Raw genomic sequence first — 17,723 nt, 5'->3', positions numbered from 1 at the left:
TCACCTCGCTCCAGGCCTTCAATCGATTGACCTCTCAAGCTTTTGGGCTGCCCGGAAGTCGTCCAGATGCTGCAGGTTTGGCCCGTACGCGGCCTCCTTGGTGAGCAGGTGGTAGATCCGGGCTACCATGATTTGGAGATGCTTCATTCGCCCGCGGGGCATCGTCCGGGCCTTGCAAAGGGCTCGAACCGCGTGCGCTCGGAAATAGTCAAAAGCGTCGGACATCGTGGATTCAACGTCTCGCTCAAAGATTGGTTCTTATCCGTCGCTTCTAGAAGCACCAGTCCCATCGCCGTCTGTAGATGGGAGCCGCTCGACAATCAGGACGAACGAGAGCGCATCCGGAACGCTGTCGAACTTGAAAAATTAGCCTGGCAGGAAGCTTCACAGCGGGCCAGGCATGTTCTTCTTTTTCTCGAACCGGCTCGGGTGTCTCGGCTCGTTGCTGATCTCCGGCTTGATCACTCTCGCGCTCCTCTTCCTGCTCGGGATAGTCCGGTTCTGAACCCCCGGCGCGTGGTCCAGATTCACCCTCCACGCATTTGAGATGCAGGTCGCCAGCATCTGGAACTTGGCCAGTGCTGGCCTGTTGTACGCACTCTCGTCCACCTACGGAGAGATGTCTTGGAAAGCACAATCATCGGAGAATTCGACACTCGCCGCAGCGCCGAGCTTGCCATTGAGCACGTCGTCCAGGAATGCGGCGTATCCCGAAGCGACGTCTTCGTCCAACCGGCCGGCGGCGCGAACACGGCGGGGACACATCCGGCCGGTGCTGACGTCAAATCCGCGCCCGCGCCGGAAGGTCACCAGAAGTTGGAAGGTCTGATCGAGGTCTCCGTGGATTTCCACGGCGATGCCCCTGAAAAGATCGCAGACGTCTTGAGGGGCGCCGGCGCAAAGACTGTCCGAACCAAATAACGCAAGTGCGCTTGTGCCGCGTAAGCTCTGTGGTTCGGCATTCTCACACCGAAGCGTAGCCCGTCTCCGAGGACGCGGAACCCGTTGAGCATTCACAGCGTTTTAGACACGAACGCGACTTGCGAGGTCCACCTGCTTCAGAGTTCATCGACCCTGATCCCCGGCAATACCGTCTGGCGGCGGTGCGAAGCGCGCCGCGTCGCGGTTCTGAATGATGCTGCCGCTTATTTCGCGGCCCTGCGGGATGCGCTGCTGGAGGCGCAAGACCAAGTTTATGTGATCGGATGGGATATCCATAGTGAGACCAGGCTGGTCGGAGCTTCCGGACGAGCGGATGATGGTCTGCCGGAACAGCTTGGCCCATTCCTCCGCGCGCTCGTTCAACGCCGTCCCGCCCTGTGGATTAATATTCTGATCTGGGACTTCGTCTCGTTTTACGCGTCCGAAAGGGAATGGAATTCCGCGGCAAAATTCACCGCCGGAACATGTGGCCGCGTCCGATTTCATCTGGATTCCACACTTCCGTTTGGTTCCGCCCAACACCAGAAGATCGTCTGTGTCGACGGTTCATTGGCGTTCGTTGGCGGGCTCGACCTGACGATCAGGCGCTGGGACACGAGCGACCATCGCGCCGATCACGCGTTGCGCTGCGACCCTGCGGGTAAGCCATACCCACCGTTTCATGATGTTCAATGCATGGTCGACGGGCATGCTGCGGCATGGCTAGCCGACCTCGCGGAGGAACGCTGGCGTGCGGCAGGTCAACAGGTTCATCCTCGGCGCGCGCTGAAGAGCATTCGGTGGCCGGCGAATGTGCCGGTTGAGGCGGAGCACGTGCCGGTGGGTATCGCCAGGACAGAGATCGTGTGTCCTGCAGGTTCGAGGATCAAGGAGGTCGAGCGCTCACTGGTTGCAGCGATCCGGTCAGCGACGAGCTTCGTTTACATCGAAAACCAGTTTACCAGCGCTATCAAGATAGCGCGGGAATTGGCCGAGCAGATGCTTCGCGCGCCTTCGCTTCGGGTTCTCGTTGTCACTCCCAAACTGCATTCGTCCTGGGTAGAATCCCAAGCCATGCAAAACGGCCGTGGTGCCTTCATCGACTGCTTCAATGAGGCCGGAGTGGCAGATCGTATCCGCTTCGTCTACCCGGTCTCACCCAGCGGGGATACCGAAGCTGCCGTGATGGTGCACAGCAAGCTCATGACCGTCGACGATCGGATCTTGAGAATCGGCTCGGCTAACCTGAACAATCGGTCGATGGGTGCCGATAGTGAGTGTGACCTTATTTTTGAAGCTGCATCCGACGAGCATAGAAACTTCATCGCTTCGGTCCGCCGTCGCCTGATTGCCCATTTCTGCGATCTCGACGAACAGACCATAACGCGAAATGAGGATCGTCTTTTTGCGCTCCTGGACGACGTGTCGAGAGCTGATGGGGCGAAGGCGCTGCGGGAAGTGGAGTCCTCGGTTCTGACCAGTACTCTGGCCACAATGGTTCAGCCGGTGGCCGACCCTGAGCGGCCTCTCCATCTCGAGCGGGCGGCATCTCGCATGTGGAGCACGAAGACTCTAATAGGGATCGTATCGATAGCCGTGGCGCTTTTTGGATTGGCGATGGCTTGGTCGTACACGTCTTTGAGCGATTTCGCCGACGCGGGTCGTATTTCAACGTTCCTGTCTGCCTACTCGCAGTCTATCTGGGGGCCGCCATTCGCGATCGCAGCTTTCGTCGTCGGCGGGCTGGTCGTGTTTCCGGTTCTCGTACTCATTGCAGCAACTGCTGCCGCGCTTGGGCCCTGGCTAGGGTTCATTACCGCAATGGCCGGCGTCTTGCTCAGCGCCCTCGTGCTTTTTGCGCTCGGGCGGGCACTCGGACGACAGCGACTCCAGCGTTTACTCGGACGACGTGCAGCGCGCATCCAGGAACGCGTCTTAGGCAAGGGTATTCTGGCTGTCGTCGTCATCCGGATGATTCCGATAGCACCGTTCTCGGTGGTGAATGTCGTGGCTGGTGCGAGCACGCTGCCTCTCCGCGACTTCATGGTTGGAACTCTGCTGGGCATGATGCCCGGTATTCTCGCCATGGCAGTTCTGGGGGCTCAAATCGCAGATTTGGCCAGGGATGCTTCCTGGAGCAACATATTGCTATTGGTCTTGGCGTTTTTGAGCTGGCTCGGAATCTGCGTAGGCGCACAATTCGTCGCGACCTGGCTCGCCGGGAGGCGCTGATGGCGGCGATGCGTTTCATGACATGGAATGTGCATGGCACGTTCAATCTCAATACGAAGTTCGATTTGGAGGGTGTTTGCTCGATCGTTCGCCGGTGGGCCCCCGATGTCGTCGCGCTTCAGGAGGTGGATTCGCGATCGCGGTCAGACAATCCATTCGCGAAGTTGGCAAGTGTTGTCGGCGATCACCGCGTTCACGCCAAGTCGATCGTCACCGAGGATGGCGACTACGGTCAGATGCTCCTAAGCCGCTTTCCATTCTCCGGGGTGCCCGAGATCGTCGACGTGTCGTATCGGGAGCGGGAGCCCCGTAGGGCGATTGCCACGGGACTGCTGACACCTGTCGGCCATGTGCGCGTGGTGGCTACTCATCTCGGCTTGAGTATCCATGAGCGGTATGCGCAAGCTCAGGCCCTGGTCAGCCTTGTGAAGCCCGGAAAGACCGTCGTTCTCGGCGACTTCAATGACTGGTTTTGGGTCAAATCGGTGCGGCGTGTGCTCGCGCAGGTTTGCCCAAACCGGACACGCTTGCGGACTTTCCCGGCGCGCTTGCCCGTTCTACGCCTTGATAGAATCTATGCGACGCCCGACGCCCGGTTCGGGAAAGTGTGGACCGACCGGGAGGCAGGAGCCTATTCAGACCATTTGCCGGTGATTGCAGAAATAGAGATCTGAATATTTTCCCGAGGGAAGATGATCTTCTCGCTCGCCGCTTTCCCCAAAGCGCGATGAGATTAGGACGAATCGTCATCGCGCTTTAGGTTGTTGTCTTGACATGATCTTTTCGGAAAACCGCTGCGCATTTTTTCCGGATCATTAGCGTTCGGGAAGGGATCCCGATCAGCCTTCTTGCCGATTTTCCGAAGATGGCAGAATGCCACTGTTTTGCCCGACGGGTCAACCGGCTTTTGCGCGAATGCAAAAGGCGTTGTGCCAACAAGACTTAGCTACTGTGCATGGGGTTGTTTTCGCAAACTTCGTTGGTCAGCGTCTATGCTTCAGCTCAAGCATGCGGAACTTTTTCCTCGCCGCCACGTTGTGTTGCCATGACTGAAGACCTTTCCTTCCGACGCAAGCCTCTGACTCCCGAGCAGCGCCAGGCACGTGATGCAGCGCGCCGGCTCGAGGCCGAAAAGGCCATGCGCGATCATGAGGCGGCGCAGAAGGCGTTTTACGCCAACAAGGAACGGCTGAAGGCCGAACGCCTCGCGCGGGAGGCGGCCGCGGCGAAGGGCTGACCAAACGCGGTCGGCGCCAACAATCTCCCATACCGATCTTTCAAACCGATGCCGCCGGCGTCTCACGCCGGTTGGCGTTCCCCTTGCTCAAGACCAGCTTGCGCGCGCCCGGTCCCACGCCCATCGGCGGGCTTGACGGCGTTTGCCTTCCGGGAGGAAGCTTAGGGTGAAGTGAACCACGGAGACGTTCGCTCCCAGCCAGTATGTCACATCAGCGAAACGAGAATGGAGCTGACCATGACCACGTTCGACAAGCGCGAGCAGGGCTTTGAAGCAAAGTTCGTCCACGACGAGGAGCTGATGTTCAAGGCGACGGCCCGGTCCAACAGGCTGCTCGGGCTTTGGGCCGCAAGCCAGCTCGGCCTCAGCAACGACGACGCGGCAAGCTACGCAACGGCGCTGGTCACGGACAATCTGGAGAGGCAGACCATCGACGACATCGTGAGCAAGGTGTCCGCCGATCTCGCCGCCAAGGGCGTGGCGCGCGAGCAGGTCGCGCAGAAGCTTCTGGAATACCTGCGCCAGGTCATGCAGCAGCTCGAAGCTGGCACATGAGAGGCTGGCCATTATGCCTCATTCGGCGTGCTTGCGCGCCCCGGCATCGCTGAGCCTGTCGACATAGGCGATGCCGATCGCCGAGAAGACGAAGGTGAGGTGGATCAGCACCTGCCACATCACGCCAGTCTCGGTAAAGCCGGCGCGGTTCGAGCCGAGATTGCCGGCCTCGATGAAGGTGCGCAGCAGCGCGATCGAGGATATGCCGATGATGGCCATGGCGAGCTTGATCTTGAGAACGCTGGCATTGACGTGGCCGAGCCATTCCGGCTCGTCGGGATGACCCTGGAGATCGAGCCGCGAGACGAACGTCTCGTAGCCGCCGACGATCACCATCACCAAGAGATTGGAGATCATCACGACGTCGATCAGGGCCAGCACGCTCATCATGATCTGTTGCTCGGTGAGGTCGAGCGAGTGCCAGGACAGATGCCAGAGCTCCTTGAGGAACAGCGCGATGTAGACGCACTGCGCCACGATCAGTCCGAGATACAGCGGCAGCTGCAGCCAGCGCGAGCCGAAGATGACCATCGGCAGCAGGCCCAGACGCGGCAATGGCGGTCGGGATTCGATGCGGCGTTCGGACTGGAATCCAGGCTCAACCGACATTCAGGCAGCATCCTCGCATGGAGATGATCTTGCTGCCATGTAACCCGGCAAGATGGCCGGCGGAAGACGCGGCGCAAGCCGGTCGTTTGCCAGGATCGCGCCGTTTCGTGCTACCGTGCCGGGCGACCGTCGCGCGCTCGGCCAGCACGGAATCAAGTTCGGGAGGCGGGGAGTGTTTCGCAGCGGGACATGGGCGGGTGGGATCGCGCTCGCAGCCGCGATCATGGCCGGCTCCGGCGGCGCGGACGTGTCGGCAACGCCACTAACCCCGTTCCGCTATGAGGCGCAGGCGCAGCGCCATTGTCCGCAGGATCAGGTGGTCTGGCTCGATTTCAGGAAGGGCGTCTACTACACCAGGGGCCAGAAGCGATATCGCCAGGGCTTTGACGGCAGCTTCGTCTGCCTGAACGAGGCTCGGGACGGCCGCTACCGGCGCTCGCTGCTCGGCCTGCGCTGAGCGGCGGGTGAGTGGGAAAAGCGAGCGGGCTATTTCCGGCTCGGCAGCTTCACCGGTACGTGCGGGGAGGTGCTAATGACCCTGGGGCTTCCGTCCGGATAGGTGCGATCGCCGCGGATCAGGGATTCAAGAACAAGAAAAAACTTCTCGGCAAGCATGTGACTCACCCTGGTTGGTGATGGCCTCTTGAAATTAAGTCGAGGCGCCGAATGCGGAAATTCAATCAACTAAACGGGAGCGGGACAATCCCGGGCAAACACTGTTTGCAGCGAAGTGTGGTCGTCGTCGGGAAAGCGCGAAGATCGCGCCCGAGATTAACCGAAGGCCAGTGCCACGAGGCTCGAGCAGAGCAGGACCAGGCCGCCTGCGGTCAATGCCAGGAAGCCATCGGATACGAGGTCATGGTTGCGCATGGGACACCTGCCGCTCTCGTCCTCGATGCTCGATCGGATCGATTAAAATTGTCCGAACGTGCCGCCTTGAAAGAAGTGAATGCTTGCCGTCCCGCGCGAGTGCCTTCAGGCCCTCGTGCGGTAACCTTCAAACGCATGGGCAAGGAAGATCGCCGCGCTTACCAGACCCATCAGTGCCGAAACCGTCTCGATCATCGCTAAATTCCAAATCCCGCCCTGCATCCGAGAGAACGCGTGCGGCCTTGCACAGTCAAAAGAATTTCCCTGAGCGGCGTGACAATGGGGATGGAGTGAGGATTTGGCGCAACAGAATGTCCAGCCTTGGCACAGAGCAGGGCCCTGCGTTCCGTAGATCACGGGGGAAGCGAACGTCCCGTTTACCATGCCGGCGTGATCGCTGTGGGCTCCCCATTTCCGCCGTGTTCGGGTTGCGTTATCGTTACTGCTTCCGATGCGGTGGTGGGCTGCCTCGGATCAAAGGACCGGACGGCGCTCCCGTAGCCAATGCGGGTTGGGCATGCCGCCGGCGGAATGGTATTTGGGGCAAATGGGGATCCGACGGTCAGATTCGGTTTTGCGGGCCGCGCGCGGTGTTGCGGCGGTCGCGACCTGCCTTGCGCTCGCCAATTGCGCCTCTTCGACCAAGTTCGCCAGCCGCGTCGATCCGAAATATGGCGTGTCCTCAAGCCCAAGGGTGGTGGCCTGGGGTGACCCGGTCCCGAAGGGCGGCGGCACCTACCGCGTCGGTAAGCCCTATATCGTGGCCGGCCGGACCTACGTGCCGGAGGAGGACGTCAACTATCGTGCCGAGGGCATGGCGTCCTGGTATGGCGATGATTTTCACGGCCGCCTGACCGCCAACGGCGAAGTGTTCGACATGACCTCGCTCACGGCGGCGCATCCGACCCTGCCGATGCCGTCCTATGCGCGGGTGACCAATATTTCCAACGGCAAGTCGCTGATCGTCCGCGTCAACGACCGCGGGCCCTATCACGGCAACCGGCTCATCGACGTCTCGAACAAGGCCGCCGAACTCCTTGAATTCAAAGGCAATGGCGTCGCCAAGGTCCGGGTCGAATATGTCGGCCGGGCGCCGCTGGAAGGCTCCGACGATCGCCAGCTGATAGCCACCTTGCGTACCGGCGTTCCGGCGCCGACCCCCTCAATGGTCCGGGTCGCTTCGGCCAAGCCTTTCGTGCCGGAATTGCCCTCGTCGAGCCGCGGTGCCATTCGCGGCGAGGTTCCGATGCCGGAGGGGCGGCCCTACAATCTCGGCAACAGCTCGGCCGATATGGCCTCGCTCAACGCGACCTCGGAAATGTCGGCCTCGAGCCGCAGCCGGGGCCGGGGCCACCAGAACGCCCGTGCCGTGTCCTATGACGACGACGGCCGCTATGCGACCGAGAGCGCGCTGTCCGGCGCCTACGCCTCGGATGGCGCGGCCGAGGCCCGCAGCATCCTGAGTGGCCGCGGCCTCTACTGAGTTGTGCTCGCCGTCAGGAATTTCACCAGCGCTGCGTTCACCTCCTCGGGCCGCTCCTGCTGCACCCAATGGCCGGCGCCCTCGAGGATCAGCTTGTGTTTCAGATTGGGCAGCACGCGCTCGAGCTCGTTGACGCGCTTCGCCCCGATCAGGCCGGTGATGACGGCGTCCTTCGAGCCGGCGATGAACAGTGACGGCTGCTGGATCTGTGCATCCTGCCAGGGCGCCGTCAGCTCCCAATTGCGGTCGATGTTGCGGTACCAGTTCAGCCCGCCGCGGAAGCCGCATTTGCGAAAGCTTTCGGTGAAATAGGCTAGGTCAGCCTCGCTCAGCCAGCGGGGCAGTGGCTCCTCGGCGCCCGCATGGCCGAGAAAGCCCTTGCCCTCCTGCACGAACATGGCCGCCGAGGGATCGGCGAGGCCGCGGCCGCCGAGCACGATGCGCATGGTGCGGGCGACGTCGCGCTCGAGCTCGGCCTCGGCGACGCCCGGCGTCTGGAAATATTGCCAATAGAAATTGGTGATGCCGCCCTGGCGCAGCAGATCGAGCGGCTTGCCGCGGCCGCGGAACGGCGGCGGCACGCTCAGGCCCGCGACCGCCGTGAAGATGTCGGGGCGGAACAGCGCGGCGTGCCAGGCGACCGGAGCGCCCCAATCGTGGCCGACCACCATTGCCTTGCTCTCGCCCAGCGCCTGCACCAGGCCGACGACATCGCCGACCGTGTCGAAGATGGAGTAGGCGGCCGCATCAGGGGGCGCCGCGCTCTGGCCGTAGCCACGCATGTCAGGAGCGACCACATGAAACCCGGCGGCCGCGAGTGCCGGGATCTGGTGGCGCCAGGAATAGGACAGTTCCGGCCAGCCATGGCACAGCACCACCAGCGGACCCTGGCCCTGCTCGCGGATGAAGAGCTCGATCCCGTTGGCCTTGATCATACGGGTTGAGGACATTCAAGTTTCCGCCTTGCTTCAGGGGTTTGGTCGGCAAATATAAGATGCCACGATAGGGGCGCGAGGAGAATCGTGCAATCTCAGGGACAGGCGTCCACCTCCGTGTTGTTCGCATCTGTTCCAACTGGTAGAACGCCGCTCTCAGGGCTTGGCCATGACATTTCGTCCTTCTTTGCTTCGTCGCCCCCGGTTCACCGCCGGTGCGCTGGCGCGCGGGCTGATCGCGGCGATTCTGGTCGCGGGCATCGGATGGGGCGGGGCGCTCTACGCCGCCAACCAGAGCGTGCAGGGCGCCAAGAAGGCGGAAGACACCGGCTTCGACGGCGACGCCCCGACTGCGATCCTGATCGAGGCCTCCTCGGGCAGCGTGCTGTTCGAGAAGAACGCCGACGAGCTGCGCGCGCCCTCCAGCATGATGAAGCTGATGACCGCAGAGGTCGTCTTCAACGCCATCAAGAAGGGCGACATCAAGCTGACCGACGAATATCGGATCAGCGAGAACGCCTGGCGCCGGGGCGGCGCGCCCTCCGGGGGCTCGACCATGTTCGCCGCGATCAACAGTAAGGTCTCGGTCAGTGATCTCCTGCATGGCGCGATCATCCAGAGCGGCAACGATGCCTGCATCGCGCTCGCCGAAGCCATCGCGGGCAACGAGCGGATTTTCGCGACCGACTTCATGACCAAGCGCGCACGCGAGCTCGGCCTCACCAGATCGACCTTCGCCAATTCCAACGGCTTGCCCGATCCCGGCAACAAGATGACGGTGCGCGAGCTCGGCATCCTTGCCCGCCACATCATCCTTGATTTCCCCGAGTTCTACAAATTGTTCGGCGAGAAGGAGTTTACCTGGAACAAGATCCGCCAGCCCAACCGCAATCCGCTACTCAATTCGATGGAAGGCGCTGACGGGCTCAAGACCGGCTACACCAAGGAAGGCGGCTACGGCATGGTGGGCTCGGCCGTGCAAAACGGCACGCGACTGATCGTTGTCGTCAACGGGCTCGATGATCCCGAGGACCGTGCCACGGAAGCCAAGAAGATGCTGGAATGGGGCTTTCGCAATTTCGAGACCCGCACCCTGATCGCAGCCGAACAGCCCGTCGGCTACGCCAAGGTGTTCGGCGGCGAGAGCCGCTCGGTCAAGCTCGTGGCCAAGACGCCCGTGAAAGTGATGGTCCACAAGAACGGCAGCGACAAGCTGATCGCCCGCATCGTCTATCGCGGCCCGGTGCGCGCGCCGGTCGAGGCCGGCCAGCAGGTCGGGGTGGTCAAGGTCTGGCGCAGCGGCACCATCGCGGTTGAGACGCCGGTCTATGCCGCCGAAGCGATCGGCACCGGCTCGACCATGCGCCGCGCAATCGACGGCGCCAGCGAGCTCGTGATCGGTATGTTCCGCGCAGGCGCCGAGAAGCTCTGATCATGAGTGAAAGCGCGGTACGCTGGCCGTCGGGACGCGGGCGCTTCATCACCTTTGAGGGCGGCGAAGGGACGGGCAAGTCGACCCAGATCAAGAAGCTCGCCGACCGCCTCACGGCGGCAAGGATGCGCATCCTCGTCACGCGCGAGCCGGGCGGCTCGCCTGGCGCCGAGATCATGCGACATCTGGTGCTGTCAGGCATGGGCAAGCTGCTCGGCCCCGAAGCCGAGACGTTGCTGTTCGCCGCTGCCCGCGACGACCACGTCCGCACCGTAATCCAGCCCGCGCTCAGCCAGGGCGTCTGGGTGCTGTGCGACCGCTTCGCCGACTCGACGCGGGCCTATCAGGGCAGCCTCGGCCGCGTGCCGGATGGCCTGATCAACGCGATGCAGCGGGTCACGATCGGCGATCTCAAGCCGGATCTCACCATCATTCTCGACCTGCCGGTCGAGATCGGCTTGCAGCGGGCAGCCACGCGCCGCGGCAGCGCCGCACCCGACAGGTTCGAGGGCGAGGATCTCAAGTTCCACCAAGGCCTGCGCGACGCCTATCGCAAGATCGCCGCGGAAGATCCCGCGCGTTGTGCGCTGATCGACGCCAATTCCGATGCTGACACGGTTGCCGGGCGCGTCTGGACGGCGCTGCGCGAACGTCTCCTTGCCACGCCCGCGGTGATTTCCGCATGAGCCCGCGTCGGACCGAGCGCGAAACCGCCATTCCGCATCCGCGCGAGACATCGAAGCTGTTTGGGCATCGCGAGGCCGAGACCGCGCTGCTCGCAGCCTATCGCAGCGGGCGCATCCCGCATGCCTGGCTGATCGGCGGACCGCAAGGCATCGGCAAGGCAACGCTGGCCTACCGCATGGCGCGCTTCGTGCTCGCCCACGGCCAGCCGCTGGCGCCGTCCGTGCAGCGCGCCGAAGACCTTGCGATCGATCCCGACGATGCCGTGGCGCGGCAGGTTGCGGCGAGTTCGCATGGCGGGCTGTTGACGCTGGAGCGCACCGCGAATGATCGCGGCGTGATGCGCACCGTGATCACCGTCGACGAGACGCGCGAGACGATCGGCTTCTTCGGCTCGACGGCTGCCGCCGACGGCTGGCGCGTCTGCATCGTCGACACGGTCGACGAGCTCAATCCAAACGCGGCCAACGCGCTTTTGAAGATCCTCGAAGAACCGCCGCAGCAATCGCTATTCCTGTTGGTGAGCCACGCGCCGGCACGCGTGCTCGCCACCATCCAGTCGCGTTGCCGCAAGCTGCGCCTGCGCCCGCTCGCCACCGATGACGTGATCAGTGCGGCGGCTTCGGCCGGCGACCTCGATCCGAATGATCCGGCGCTGCACGAGGCGGCGGAGGCTTCCGAGGGCAGCGTGGCGCGGGCACTGACGCTGCTCGGCGGTGACGCGCTCAAGCTCCAGCAGCGCACCGCGGCACTGCTCGCGCGTCTGCCGCAGGTCGATCCGCGCGAACTGCACACGCTCGGCGATTCGCTCGGGACCAGCGACCGCGTCGCGCTTGCCGCCTTCATCGACGGCATCGATCGCTGGATCGCCGAACGCCTGCATGCGGACGAAGCCAATACGAACCAGAATCTGCCGCGCCTTGCGCGTCTAGCTGAGGTATGGGAAAAGATCGTCCGCGCCGCGCGCGACACCGAAACCTACAATCTGGAGCGCAAGCCCTTGGTTTTCTCGGTGTTCGGCTGGCTGGCGGACGCAACGCGCTAGGCGCAGGTTCGTTTCCAATTTTCGAGAAGCCGGTAAAGGAATTCGTGGTGGCAACGCGAGCTAAAAAAACCGCCAAGGGCAAGAAGAAGGCTGCGAAGAAAGCGGTCAAGAAAGCCACGAAGAAGGCTGTGAAGGCGCGTGCGCGCAAAGGTGCCAAGACGGTCAAGAAGACCAAGAAGGTTGTCGCCAAAAAAGGCGTGAAGAAGAGCGCAGGGAAGACGGCAAAGAAGGCCGGCCGGGCGGCGAAGAAGCAGGTCGTCGCCAAAAAGGCCTCAAAGAAAACCGCCGCCCAAACGCCGGCCAAGGCTCCGGCGAAGAACGTGGTCAAGAAGGCGAGGGTGACTGCGCCTGCCGTGATCGCCGCGCCAGCTCCTGTCGCCGCTCCTCAAAGAGCCGCCAAGCTGAAGGCGCCGCGTGCGCCAAAGCCCGTCGCAGCGCCGCAAACGGCCGCGCCCGTTGCCACCCCCGCGCGCGATAACGTCTTCTACATCACGACCGCCATTGCCTATCCCAACGGAAGCCCGCATATAGGCCACGCCTATGAGGCGATCGCGACCGACGTGCTGGCGCGCTTTGCGCGGCTCGATGGCAAGGACGTGTTCTTCCTGACCGGCACCGACGAGCACGGTCAAAAAATGGTGCAGACGGCGGCCGGTGAAAACATGTCCGTGTCCGCGCTCGCGACCCGCAATGCCGGCCGCTTCAAGGAGATGGATGAGCGCCTGAACGTGTCGTTCGACCGCTTCATCCGCACCACCGAGGAGCAGCATCATCGCTCCAGCCAGGAGATTTGGCGGCGCATGGAAGCGAACGGCGACATCTATGCCGATACCTATTCGGGGTGGTACTCGGTCCGTGACGAGGCGTATTACGCCGAGGACGAGACGCGCCTGAACGATGACGGGTTGCGGCTCGGACCGCAGGGCACGCCGGTCGAATGGGTCGAGGAGAAGAGCTATTTCTTTCGCCTATCGGCGTACCAGGACAAGCTGCTCAAGCTTTATGCGGATCATCCCGATTTCATCGGGCCCGACTCCCGCAAGAACGAGGTGGTAAGCTTCGTCAGAGGTGGCCTGCGCGATCTCTCGATCTCGCGCACGACCTTCGACTGGGGCGTCAAGGTGCCCGGCGATGAAGAGCACGTGATGTATGTCTGGGTCGATGCGCTGACCAATTACATCACCGGCGTCGGCTTCCCCGACGAGAGCGACGAGAACTGGCGCTACTGGCCCGCCGACGTGCACATCATCGGCAAGGACATCATCCGTTTCCATGCGGTGTATTGGCCGGCGTTCCTGATGTCGGCGGGCATTCCGCTGCCGAAGCGGATCTATGCCCACGGCTTCCTGTTCAACAGGGGCGAGAAGATGTCGAAGTCGGTTGGCAACGTCGTCGATCCCTTCAACCTCGCCGACCAGTATGGCGTCGACCAGATGCGCTATTTCTTCCTGCGCGAGGTGCCGTTCGGCCAGGACGGCAACTACAATCACGAGGCCATCGTCGCGCGCATTAACGCCGATCTCGCCAACGATCTCGGCAACCTTGCGCAGCGCTCGCTGTCGATGATCGCCAGGCAGCTCGGCGGCGTGCTGCCGGAGCCCGGCGAGTTCAGCGACAACGACAACGCAATCTTGGCGATGGCCGACGGCATGATCGCCACGTCGCGTGAAGCCATGGCCACGCAGCAGATCCACCAATGGCTCAACGCCGTGTGGGCCGTGGTGGCGGAGGCCAACCGCTATTTCGCGGGCGAGGCGCCGTGGGCGCTCGCCAAGACCGATCCCGCCAGGCAGAAGACCGTGCTTTACGTCACCGCGGAAGTCGTGCGCCAGATCGCGATTCTGACGCAGCCGGCGATGCCGACCGCCTCGGGATTGCTGCTCGACAGCCTCGGCATCCCGGAAGCCGAGCGCAGCTTCGCCACCCTGGGTGGCACCTCGCGCATCGCGCCGGGCTCGACGCTGCCGGCGCCGAAACCGGCGTTCCCGCGCTACGTCGAGCCGGCGGCCTGAGGCGGTCGCGCGATGCTGGTCGACAGTCATTGCCACCTGGATTTTCCGGACTTTGCGGAAGATCTCGACGGGATCGTGTCGCGTGCGCGTGCAGCCGGCGTCAAACGCATGGTCACGATCTCGACGCGGGTGCGGAAGCTGAACGATCTCGTCGCCATTGCCGAGCGCTACGACGATGTCTATTGCTCGGTCGGCACTCACCCGCACAATGCGGATGAGGAGGACGGCATCGCGCCGGACGAGCTGATCGCGCTGACGCAGCATCCCAAGGTCGTCGCGCTCGGTGAAGCCGGGCTCGATTATTTCTATGACAACGGCTCACCGGAGGCGCAGGCGAGGGGCTTTCGCGCCCACATTGCCGCCGCCCGCGCCACCGGCCTGCCGCTGGTGATCCACACCCGCGAGGCGGACGAGGACTGTGCCAGCATCCTGGAGGATGAGGCCGCACGCGGATCGTTTCGCGCGGTGCTGCATTGTTACACCGGCGGGCGCGAGCTGGCGCTGAAGGCGGTCTCGCTCGGGCTGTATATCGGCTTCACGGGTATCCTGACCTTCAAGAAGTCGGAATCCCTGCGCGCGCTTGCGGCCGAACTGCCGCGCGATCGTATTCTGGTCGAGACGGACTCGCCTTATCTTGCGCCCGGAAAATTCCGGGGCAAACGCAACGAACCGGCCTATGTGGTCGAAGTCGCAAAGGTGCTCGCCGAGACACGCGGCGTGTCGACCGAGGAAATCTCGCGCCAGACCACCGAAAACTTCTTCCGTCTGTTCTCGAAGGTGAAAGCTTGAGACTGGGAGCCGCATGACACTGACGCTGACGATCCTGGGCTGCGGCTCCTCCGCCGGCGTGCCGCGCCCGGCGCTCGGCTGGGGCGCCTGCGATCCCAACAATCCCAAGAACCGCCGTCGCCGCTGCTCGCTGCTGGTCGAACGAAAGTCCGAGCACGGCACCACACGCATCTTGATCGACACCTCGCCGGACCTGCGCGAGCAATTGCTTTCCACCAACGTCGACCACATCGATGCCGTGTTCTTGACCCACGAGCATGCCGACCAGACCCATGGCATGGACGATCTGCGTTCGGTCGTCATGCACATGCGACGGCGCATCCCGACCTACTTCAACCAGTCGACCGCGAAGGACATCCTGTCGCGGTTCTCCTACTGCTTCATCTCGCCGGAGGGCAGCGACTATCCGCCGATCCTGACGCGGCATTCGATCGAGGCGGGCGAAAGTCAGACGATTTTGGGGAAGGGCGGCGCGGTGACGATGACCGCCTTCCTGGTGCAGCACGGCAATATTCCCGCGCTCGGCTACCGCATCGGGGATGCCGCCTACACACCCGACCTCAACGACATCCCGCGCGAGAGCTGGGGCGCATTGGAAAATCTGGACCTCTGGATCGTCGACGGCCTGCGCTACACCAGTCATGTCAGCCATTTCAGCATCAACGATGCGCTGTCGTGGATCGAACGTTTCAAGCCGAAGCGCGCGGTCATCACCAACATGACCGCCGACGTCGATTACGAGGTCATCAGGCAGTCGCTGCCCGCGGGCGTGGTGCCGGCCTATGACGGGCTGCGACTGGAGACGCACTAAACCCGCGGTGGAAATTCTCCTGGCAGCCGGCATACACCTTGCTTGTGGCCGCCTCATCATGTTGATCTAACGTCTGAAAGACAGGCGTCGGACAGGGCGATATTCAAGCAGGACCAGCACTTGACGTGCAATCGCCGGGGTCGGTTGAATCGCCTCATGTGAAGATGGGGATTGCGTTGGCAGCGGACGATGTAGCGGCTCGAGGACTGGTGCGACGCGCTCTGGACCTCCTTTATCTCGGCGCGGGCTACGCCGCGGGCGTCTTCCTGGTTGCGATCTTTGCAATCATGATGGTCATGTCGGTCGGGCGTCAGTTTGCGATCAACATTCCCGCCGGCGACGATTTCGCGTCCTGGTGCATGGCCGCGATGGCTTTCCTAGGACTCGCGCACACCTTCAAGCGCGGAGAGATGATCCGTGTCGGCCTGCTGCTGGAGCGTCTGCACGGGCGGACCAAGCAGGTGGCTGAGATCGTTGCGCTCGGCATTGCCGCGGCGTTCATCCTCTATTTCACCTGGCATGCCGTGCGGATGACCTACGATTCCTGGCGCTTTAACGACGTGGCGCAGGGCGTCGTCGCGCTTCCGCTCTGGATTCCGCAGCTCGGCTTTGCTGGCGGCCTTGCGATCCTGTCGATCGCGCTGATCGATGAAATGGTCAATGTCGTCGGCGGCAACCGGCCGAGCTACGAGAAGGGCTCGCCGGACGAGACGCCCGACGAATTCATCGAGCGCATCTCGCAGGGCGGCGGAGGTTGAGCATGGCCAATCTCGGCATGATCGAGCTGTCGTTCATCCTGCTCGGCGTCATGATCCTGCTGCTCGGCAGCGGCGTCTGGATCGCGGTCTCGCTCGGGCTCGTCGGCTTCGTGGCGATGGCGCTAACGACGAGTTTGCCGCTCGGTACGGTGCTCGCCACCACGACCTGGAGCGCGAGCGCGTCCTGGACGCTGGCTGCACTGCCGCTGTTCGTCTGGATGGGAGAGATACTTTTCCGGACAAAATTATCGGAAGAGATGTTCCGCGGCCTGTCACCCTGGGTGCAGTGGCTGCCGGGACGGCTGACGCATGTGAATGTGATCGGCTGCGGCATCTTCGCGGCGGTGTCGGGCTCGTCGGCCGCGACCTGTGCGACCATCGGCAAGATCGCACTGCCGGAACTCGACAAGCGTGGCTACGACAAGGGCCTGAGCCTCGGATCGCTCGCGGGCTCCGGCACGCTCGGGCTCTTGATTCCGCCCTCAATCCCGATGGTGGTCTATGCCGTCACGGCGAATGTCTCCGTGCTCCAGGTGTTCCTCGGCGGCTTCCTGCCGGGCGTGCTCGTGATTGTGCTCTATTCCGGCTACATCATCATCTGGTCGCTGCTCAACCCAAAGAAAATTCCGCCGCGCGATCCGCCGATGCCGTTCCGGCAGAAGCTCCGCGAGTCGGCCAAGCTGGCGCCCTGCCTGCTGCTGATCCTGACGGTCTTCCTGTCGCTCGTGCTCGGCTTCGCGACGGCGACGGAATGCGCTGCGTGGGGTGTCTCAGGCGCGCTGCTGCTGGCGTGGTGGAGCGGCACGCTCACGCGCAAGAACTTCCTCGAGAGCATCATGAGCGCGACGCGCCTGACCTGCATGATCATGCTAATCCTGGCAGGCGCGGCCTATACGACGGCTGCGATGGCCTATACGGGTATTCCGGCGGCGCTCGCCACCTGGGTCCAGGGGCAGCAGCTCACACCCGGCATGCTCGCCCTCTATCTCAGCATCATGTACATCATCCTGGGATGCCTGATCGACGGCATTTCGATGATCGTCCTGACCGCCGTCATCGTACTGCCCATGGTCAGGCAGGCGGGCCTCGATCTGGTCTGGTTCGGCGTCTATCTCATCATCCACGTCGAGATGGCGCAAATCACGCCACCGGTGGGCTTCAATCTGTTCGTGCTCCAGAACATGAGTGGCCGCGATACGTTCACCGTTGCACGGGCGGCCTTCCCATTCTTCGTCCTGCTGCTGGCCGCCGTGTTCATCATCACGGAGTATCCGCAGATCGTGATGTTCTTGCCGAAGCTTGCTTTCCCAGACTGAGCATACCCGTCTTTCAGATTGACCTTAAGGAGAA

At 62.8% G+C, this 17,723-nt stretch carries 18 protein-coding genes; 15 read left to right on the top strand and 3 right to left on the bottom strand.

Going from position 1 to position 17,723, the window contains the following annotated elements:
* Nucleotides 1-18 precede the first annotated feature (18 nt).
* Entirely contained in the window at nucleotides 19-225 is a 207-nt protein-coding gene (locus IVA91_RS37255) for a hypothetical protein (protein ID WP_346015557.1), read from the bottom strand.
* 399 nt (nucleotides 226-624) lie between these two features.
* Here IVA91_RS37255 and IVA91_RS35505 point away from each other — a divergent pair, with 399 nt between their 5' ends.
* From IVA91_RS35505 to IVA91_RS35485, 5 genes are all read left to right on the top strand, one after another.
* Nucleotides 625-921: a hypothetical protein gene (locus IVA91_RS35505; protein WP_247281114.1), complete on the top strand. Its 297-nt coding sequence runs from the start codon at nucleotides 625-627 to the stop codon at nucleotides 919-921.
* An 84-nt stretch (nucleotides 922-1,005) separates the two neighbouring features.
* The gene (locus IVA91_RS35500; protein ID WP_247449075.1) at nucleotides 1,006-3,153 is read left to right on the top strand and encodes a VTT domain-containing protein; all 2,148 of its coding nucleotides are present in this window, start codon (nucleotides 1,006-1,008) and stop codon (nucleotides 3,151-3,153) included.
* A complete protein-coding gene (locus IVA91_RS35495) occupies nucleotides 3,153-3,827 on the top strand; it encodes an endonuclease/exonuclease/phosphatase family protein (RefSeq protein WP_247281112.1) in 675 nt (224 codons plus the stop codon). Before IVA91_RS35500 ends, IVA91_RS35495 begins: the two co-directional genes overlap by 1 nt.
* A 371-nt stretch (nucleotides 3,828-4,198) precedes the next feature.
* Nucleotides 4,199-4,390, top strand: coding sequence for a hypothetical protein (locus IVA91_RS35490; RefSeq protein WP_247281133.1), 192 nt, complete (start codon nucleotides 4,199-4,201; stop codon nucleotides 4,388-4,390).
* A 237-nt stretch (nucleotides 4,391-4,627) separates the two neighbouring features.
* A complete protein-coding gene (locus IVA91_RS35485) occupies nucleotides 4,628-4,945 on the top strand; it encodes a DUF1476 domain-containing protein (protein WP_247419502.1) in 318 nt (105 codons plus the stop codon).
* Nucleotides 4,946-4,963: 18 nt separating this feature from the next.
* Here the strand turns inward: IVA91_RS35485 and IVA91_RS35480 are convergent, their stop codons facing one another.
* The gene (locus IVA91_RS35480) at nucleotides 4,964-5,554 is read right to left on the bottom strand and encodes a TIGR00645 family protein (protein WP_247419504.1); all 591 of its coding nucleotides are present in this window, start codon (nucleotides 5,552-5,554) and stop codon (nucleotides 4,964-4,966) included.
* A gap of 223 nt (nucleotides 5,555-5,777) precedes the next feature.
* Here IVA91_RS35480 and IVA91_RS35475 point away from each other — a divergent pair, with 223 nt between their 5' ends.
* Nucleotides 5,778-6,011, top strand: a complete 234-nt coding sequence (locus IVA91_RS35475; RefSeq protein ID WP_247281132.1) for a hypothetical protein — start codon at nucleotides 5,778-5,780, stop codon at nucleotides 6,009-6,011.
* Between the two features lie 960 nt (nucleotides 6,012-6,971).
* Nucleotides 6,972-7,907, top strand: a complete 936-nt coding sequence (locus IVA91_RS35470; RefSeq protein WP_247281109.1) for a septal ring lytic transglycosylase RlpA family protein — start codon at nucleotides 6,972-6,974, stop codon at nucleotides 7,905-7,907.
* Here IVA91_RS35470 and IVA91_RS35465 read toward each other — a convergent pair.
* The gene (locus IVA91_RS35465) at nucleotides 7,901-8,857 is read right to left on the bottom strand and encodes an alpha/beta hydrolase (RefSeq protein WP_247281108.1); all 957 of its coding nucleotides are present in this window, start codon (nucleotides 8,855-8,857) and stop codon (nucleotides 7,901-7,903) included. The two genes, IVA91_RS35470 and IVA91_RS35465, sit on opposite strands and share 7 nt — an antisense overlap.
* A 154-nt stretch (nucleotides 8,858-9,011) precedes the next feature.
* Between IVA91_RS35465 and IVA91_RS35460 the strand changes: the two genes are divergently transcribed.
* From IVA91_RS35460 to IVA91_RS35425, 8 genes are all read left to right on the top strand, one after another.
* Nucleotides 9,012-10,274, top strand: a complete 1,263-nt coding sequence (locus IVA91_RS35460; RefSeq protein WP_247281107.1) for a D-alanyl-D-alanine carboxypeptidase family protein — start codon at nucleotides 9,012-9,014, stop codon at nucleotides 10,272-10,274.
* A 2-nt stretch (nucleotides 10,275-10,276) separates the two neighbouring features.
* A complete protein-coding gene (tmk, locus tag IVA91_RS35455; RefSeq protein ID WP_247419508.1) occupies nucleotides 10,277-10,960 on the top strand; it encodes a dTMP kinase in 684 nt (227 codons plus the stop codon).
* Nucleotides 10,957-12,003 (top strand): DNA polymerase III subunit delta', encoded by a 1,047-nt coding sequence (locus IVA91_RS35450; RefSeq protein WP_247281105.1) that lies wholly within the window; start codon nucleotides 10,957-10,959, stop codon nucleotides 12,001-12,003. The genes tmk and IVA91_RS35450 overlap by 4 nt, the downstream gene beginning before the upstream one ends.
* A gap of 47 nt (nucleotides 12,004-12,050) precedes the next feature.
* On the top strand, nucleotides 12,051-14,015 hold the full coding sequence (metG, locus tag IVA91_RS35445) for a methionine--tRNA ligase (protein WP_247281104.1): 1,965 nt from the start codon (nucleotides 12,051-12,053) through the stop codon (nucleotides 14,013-14,015).
* A gap of 12 nt (nucleotides 14,016-14,027) precedes the next feature.
* Nucleotides 14,028-14,804, top strand: a complete 777-nt coding sequence (locus tag IVA91_RS35440; RefSeq protein ID WP_247281103.1) for a TatD family hydrolase — start codon at nucleotides 14,028-14,030, stop codon at nucleotides 14,802-14,804.
* Between the two features lie 13 nt (nucleotides 14,805-14,817).
* Nucleotides 14,818-15,615, top strand: a complete 798-nt coding sequence (locus tag IVA91_RS35435) for an MBL fold metallo-hydrolase (protein WP_247281102.1) — start codon at nucleotides 14,818-14,820, stop codon at nucleotides 15,613-15,615.
* A gap of 164 nt (nucleotides 15,616-15,779) precedes the next feature.
* Nucleotides 15,780-16,373, top strand: coding sequence for a TRAP transporter small permease (locus IVA91_RS35430; protein WP_247281131.1), 594 nt, complete (start codon nucleotides 15,780-15,782; stop codon nucleotides 16,371-16,373).
* Between the two features lie 2 nt (nucleotides 16,374-16,375).
* On the top strand, nucleotides 16,376-17,689 hold the full coding sequence (locus tag IVA91_RS35425) for a TRAP transporter large permease subunit (RefSeq protein WP_247449074.1): 1,314 nt from the start codon (nucleotides 16,376-16,378) through the stop codon (nucleotides 17,687-17,689).
* Nucleotides 17,690-17,723 lie beyond the last annotated feature (34 nt).

Origin of the sequence: Bradyrhizobium sp. 153, from assembly GCF_023073835.1 — a bacterium.
Classification (GTDB): Bacteria; Pseudomonadota; Alphaproteobacteria; order Rhizobiales; family Xanthobacteraceae; genus Bradyrhizobium.
Note: the sequence above shows the minus strand (reverse complement) of the source record. Positions and strands in the feature narration are given on the sequence as shown.

Coding starts and splice junctions, on each gene's coding strand:
- IVA91_RS35425 (WP_247449074.1), top strand. CDS start 16,376: ATGGCCAATCTCGGCATGATCGAGCTGTCGTTCATCCTGCTCGGCGTC.
- IVA91_RS35495 (WP_247281112.1), top strand. CDS start 3,153: ATGGCGGCGATGCGTTTCATGACATGGAATGTGCATGGCACGTTCAAT.
- IVA91_RS35460 (WP_247281107.1), top strand. CDS start 9,012: ATGACATTTCGTCCTTCTTTGCTTCGTCGCCCCCGGTTCACCGCCGGT.
- IVA91_RS35450 (WP_247281105.1), top strand. CDS start 10,957: ATGAGCCCGCGTCGGACCGAGCGCGAAACCGCCATTCCGCATCCGCGC.
- IVA91_RS35465 (WP_247281108.1), bottom strand. CDS start 8,857: ATGTCCTCAACCCGTATGATCAAGGCCAACGGGATCGAGCTCTTCATC.
- IVA91_RS37255 (WP_346015557.1), bottom strand. CDS start 225: ATGTCCGACGCTTTTGACTATTTCCGAGCGCACGCGGTTCGAGCCCTT.
- IVA91_RS35470 (WP_247281109.1), top strand. CDS start 6,972: ATGGGGATCCGACGGTCAGATTCGGTTTTGCGGGCCGCGCGCGGTGTT.
- tmk (WP_247419508.1), top strand. CDS start 10,277: ATGAGTGAAAGCGCGGTACGCTGGCCGTCGGGACGCGGGCGCTTCATC.
- IVA91_RS35440 (WP_247281103.1), top strand. CDS start 14,028: ATGCTGGTCGACAGTCATTGCCACCTGGATTTTCCGGACTTTGCGGAA.
- IVA91_RS35485 (WP_247419502.1), top strand. CDS start 4,628: ATGACCACGTTCGACAAGCGCGAGCAGGGCTTTGAAGCAAAGTTCGTC.
- IVA91_RS35430 (WP_247281131.1), top strand. CDS start 15,780: ATGGGGATTGCGTTGGCAGCGGACGATGTAGCGGCTCGAGGACTGGTG.
- IVA91_RS35490 (WP_247281133.1), top strand. CDS start 4,199: ATGACTGAAGACCTTTCCTTCCGACGCAAGCCTCTGACTCCCGAGCAG.
- IVA91_RS35435 (WP_247281102.1), top strand. CDS start 14,818: ATGACACTGACGCTGACGATCCTGGGCTGCGGCTCCTCCGCCGGCGTG.
- IVA91_RS35480 (WP_247419504.1), bottom strand. CDS start 5,554: ATGTCGGTTGAGCCTGGATTCCAGTCCGAACGCCGCATCGAATCCCGA.
- IVA91_RS35475 (WP_247281132.1), top strand. CDS start 5,778: ATGGCCGGCTCCGGCGGCGCGGACGTGTCGGCAACGCCACTAACCCCG.